Here is a 3,485-nt window from a genome sequence, read left to right on the forward strand (position 1 = left end):
GTCGATCCGCCAGCCCGCCGCGTTTACCGGTATCGCGGGGATCAAGCCGACCTATGGCCGCTGCTCGCGCTGGGGCACGATCGCCTTCGCCTCGTCGCTCGACCAGGCCGGGCCGATGGCGCGCGACGTGCGCGATTGCGCGATCCTGCTCGAACAGATGGCCGGCTTCGACGCCAAGGACGCCACCTCGCTCCAGCTCGACGTGCCGGCGTGGGAGCGCGGATTATCGTGCGATCTCAGTGGCGTCCGGGTGGGTATTCCCGAGGAATATCGGGTCGATGGCATGCCCGCCGAGATCGAGGCGCTGTGGCGGCGGGGGATCGACTGGCTCCGCGACGCGGGCGCGGCGATCGTGGAGGTGTCGCTTCCCCACACGCGCTACGCGCTGCCGGCCTATTACATCATCGCGCCGGCGGAAGCCTCGTCCAACCTCGCCCGCTATGACGGTGTCCGCTATGGCCTGCGCGACCTGCCCGATGGCGCGGGGTTGCAGGACATGTACGCCGCGACGCGCGCCGATGGCTTCGGCGCGGAGGTCAAGCGGCGGATCCTGATCGGGACCTATGTCCTGTCCGCGGGGTTTTACGACGCCTATTACACCCAGGCGCAGAAGGTGCGCGCGCTGATCGCACGCGATTTCGAGCGGGCGTGGGAGCGATGCGACGTGCTGCTCACCCCGACCGCGCCGTCCGCCGCCTTTGCGCTGGGCGAGAAGTCGGCGGACCCGCTGGCGATGTACCTCAACGACGTGTTCACCGTGCCCTCCTCGCTCGCCGGCCTGCCCGCGATGAGCGTGCCGGGTGGGCTGGACGCGGCCGGGCTGCCGCTCGGGCTGCAGATCATCGGCCGGCCGCTCGACGAACAGCTGGTGCTCAATGCCGGGCTGGCGATCGAGGAGCGGGCGGGGTTCACGGCACGGCCTGAGGCGTGGTGGTAGGATGAGCGACTATCGGATCGAGGGCGCGACCGGGGCTTGGGAGGTGGTGATCGGGCTGGAGGTCCACGCCCAGGTCACGTCGAACGCCAAGCTGTTCTCCGGCGCCGCGACCGCGTTCGGCGCGGCGCCGAACACGCAGGTGTCGCTGATCGACGCGGCGATGCCGGGCATGCTGCCGGTGCCGAACGCCGAATGCATCCGCCAGGCGGTGCGCACGGGCATGGCGATCGATGCGCGGATCAACCGCTGGAGCCGGTTCGACCGCAAGAATTATTTCTACGCCGATCTGCCGCAAGGGTATCAGATCTCGCAGCTTTATCATCCGCTTGTCGGCGAAGGCTATCTCGATGTCTCACCCGACGAGAAGAAGCCGGATGCCGTCAAGCGGATCGGTGTCGAGCGCATCCATGTCGAGCAGGACGCGGGCAAGCTGATGCACGATCAGCATCCGACGCGCTCCTATGTCGATCTCAACCGGTCGGGCGTCGCGCTGATGGAGATTGTCAGCCGGCCGGACCTGCGGTCGCCGGCGGAAGCGGGCGCTTACCTGCGCAAGCTGCGATCGGTGTTGCGGTATGTCGGCTCGTGCGACGGCAACATGGAGGAAGGATCGATGCGCGCCGACGTCAACGTCAGCGTGCGGCGGCCGGGGGGCGAGCTGGGGACACGGACGGAGACCAAGAACGTCAATTCGGTCCGCTTCGTGATGCAGGCGATCGAGTTCGAGGCGAAACGGCAGGTCGCGGTGCTGGAGGACGGCGGCGCGATCGAGCAGGAAACGCGATTGTTCGACCCGGACACGGGCACGACGCGGACGATGCGATCCAAGGAAGATGCCCATGATTACCGGTATTTCCCCGATCCGGATCTGTTGCCGCTGGAACTGGACGAGGCGATGCTGGCCGAATGCCGCGCCTCCCTGCCCGAACTGCCGGATACCAAGCGCGCGCGGTACGAGGCGGTGGGGGTGACGGCGTACAATGCCGGGGTGCTGACCGCCGAGGTGGAGACGGCACGGTGGTTCGATGCGCTGCTGACGGCGGGCGTGCCGGCTGGCCCCGCGTCCAATTGGGTGACGGGCGAGCTGTTCGGGGCGCTCAACCGGCTTGACGTCGGTATCGAGCAATCACCGGTAAGTCCCTCGCGAGCCGCGGAATTGCTGGCCCTGATCGCCGATGGCACGCTGTCCGGCAGCCTTGCCAAGCAGGTGTTCGAGGTGATGCTCGACACCGGTCAGGGCGCGGCCACGATCGTGGAGGAGCGCGGGCTCAGGCAGACCAGCGACACGAGCGCGATCGAGGCGGTGATCGCCGACGTGCTGGCCCGGAACCCCGGCCAGCTGGAACAATATCGCGGCGGCAAGGTGGCGCTGTTCGGCTTCTTCGTCGGCCAGACGATGAAGGCGATGGGGGGCAAGGCGAACCCCGGGCTGGTCAACGAGCTGCTCAAGGCGGCGCTGGGATAGGCGCCCGGAGCCGCCGGACGCCACCTTCCGCCCCTGAGCAGTTCAGAGCTGGCCTAGCAGGTAATCCGCGCTGCTGACCTCGAACGCGCCGGGCGCCTCGACGTTGAGCTGCTCGACGACGCCGTCATCGACCACCATCGAATAGCGCTGCGACCGCTTGCCCATGCCGAACTTCGCGCCATCGAAGCTGAGCCCCAGCGCGTCGGCGAACGCGGCATTGCCGTCCGCCAGCATCGTGATCTCGGCGGCATCGCCCTGCCTGGCCCAGGCGCCCATCACGAACGGATCGTTGACGGCGGTGCAGGCGACCGTGTTGATGCCCTTCGCCGCCAGATCGCCGGCCTTCTCGACATAGCCGGGCAGATGGCGCGCCGAACAGGTCGGCGTGAAGGCACCGGGCACGGCGAACAGCGCGATGCGGCGGCCGGCAAAGAAGTCGGCGGTGGTGACGGCCTCCGAACCGGACTCGGTCACCTGGAGCAGCGTGGCGTCGGGCAGGCGGTCGCCGATCGCGATGGTCATGGCTTGATTCTCCTCTGCGGCGCCGTTCAGCGCATGCGGGCGTGGATTACAAGCCGCGACGCAGCTAGACCGGAATGATGGACGATCCCGTGTTCCTGTCCGGCCAGTTCCTGCTCGCGACGCCCGGCATGCGCGATCCGCGCTTTGCCCGCGCGGCGATCGCGATGTGCACGCACGATGCCGACGGGGCGCTGGGCATCGGCGTCGGCACGACGATCGACGGGCTGGGCTTCCACGATCTGCTCGAACAGTTCGACATCGCGCCGGGCGACAGCCCGAACGCGCCGGTGCACCAGGGCGGCCCGGTCGAGCCCCGGCGCGGGTTCGTGCTCCATTCGGCCGATTGGGGCGGGCAGGATACCGTCGACGTGGCGGGGCGCTGGAAATTGTCCGGCTCGATCGACGTGCTCCGGGCGATCGCGGGTGGGGCCGGGCCGGCGCGCTGGCTGCTGGCGCTGGGCTATGCCGGCTGGGGCGCGGGGCAGCTGGATGGCGAGCTGCGCGGCGAGGGCTGGCTCAACGTGCCCGCGAACGCCGCGCTGCTGTTCGACACGCCGGCGG

At 68.8% G+C, this 3,485-nt stretch carries 4 protein-coding genes; 3 read left to right on the plus strand and 1 reads right to left on the minus strand.

Annotation, left to right across the window (positions count from 1 at the left end):
- On the plus strand, window positions 1–937 hold a 937-nt coding region (locus HUU95_RS11360; protein WP_174280214.1), incomplete at its 5' end, for an amidase family protein.
- Between the two features lies 1 nt (window position 938).
- Entirely contained in the window at window positions 939–2,402 is a 1,464-nt protein-coding gene (gatB, locus tag HUU95_RS11365) for an Asp-tRNA(Asn)/Glu-tRNA(Gln) amidotransferase subunit GatB (RefSeq protein ID WP_174280215.1), read from the plus strand.
- A 42-nt stretch (window positions 2,403–2,444) separates the two neighbouring features.
- On the opposite strand, the gene HUU95_RS11370 is transcribed toward gatB, so the two are convergent.
- Complete coding sequence (locus HUU95_RS11370; protein WP_174280216.1) at window positions 2,445–2,924, minus strand: peroxiredoxin; 480 nt, start codon at window positions 2,922–2,924, stop codon at window positions 2,445–2,447.
- Window positions 2,925–3,001: 77 nt separating this feature from the next.
- Here HUU95_RS11370 and HUU95_RS11375 point away from each other — a divergent pair.
- On the plus strand, window positions 3,002–3,485 hold a 484-nt coding region (locus tag HUU95_RS11375), incomplete at its 3' end, for a YqgE/AlgH family protein (RefSeq protein ID WP_174280217.1).

Source organism: Sphingomonas bacterium (assembly GCF_903643065.1).
Classification (GTDB): domain Bacteria; phylum Pseudomonadota; class Alphaproteobacteria; order Sphingomonadales; family Sphingomonadaceae; genus Sphingomonas.

Excerpts from the sequence above, each read along its gene's own strand:
- gatB (WP_174280215.1), top strand. The coding sequence starts at position 939 with ATGAGCGACTATCGGATCGAGGGCGCGACCGGGGCTTGGGAGGTGGTG.
- HUU95_RS11370 (WP_174280216.1), bottom strand. The coding sequence starts at position 2,924 with ATGACCATCGCGATCGGCGACCGCCTGCCCGACGCCACGCTGCTCCAG.